Source organism: Polaromonas sp. P1_G2, assembly GCF_056405515.1.
In genome coordinates this window covers 1-510 of record NZ_JBFUBY010000920.1, presented here as the reverse complement: position 1 = coordinate 510, position 510 = coordinate 1, and the positions used below count along the sequence as shown (strand labels likewise).

1 protein-coding gene is annotated in these 510 nt (G+C 60.0%); it reads right to left on the bottom strand.

The genetic code is table 11. From position 1 onward, the window contains the following. On the bottom strand, positions 1 to 510 hold a 510-nt coding region (locus AC1D0P_RS28345; protein ID WP_477679779.1), incomplete at both ends, for a ChuX/HutX family heme-like substrate-binding protein.

The following is a 510-nucleotide window of genomic DNA, read 5'->3' as shown; positions in this document are numbered from 1 at the left end:
GCACTGCGTGGATCGGGCCGGTATGGATCTGCACGATGCCGCGATTGGCGACGAAGCACATGAGGTTCATCTGGGTCTCGACCGAGCGCTTGAACAGCGCTTCCATGCTGCCCGAGGAGAGTTTCCAGGCGAAGTCGTCGCCGACGGAACGCACTGCCGCCTGGCGGTCGATGTCGAGCTTCTTCAACATGCCGAAGAATTCATGCGTGTCGGTCATCCTGCTCCAGGCGTCGCGCAGCTCGGCGACATCGAAGCCTTCGGTACGGCCGGAAGCTGCCGGATTGAAACTCTCGCCGGCAAAATCCTGGCTCTGATCCTCGAGCCGGAAATCAGCGACTATTCTGTCATAGGCTTCGAGATTGGACGCCGGGCGCAGGTGCACCTTGTGGATCGCCTCTCCCGATTTATCGAAATATTGCAGGCTGCGGCGGACAGTCTCGCCATCTGTCTTGGTGACGGCGAAGGCATGTGCCCAGACGCGGTTGAACACCCTGAGATCGATGTTCTCGC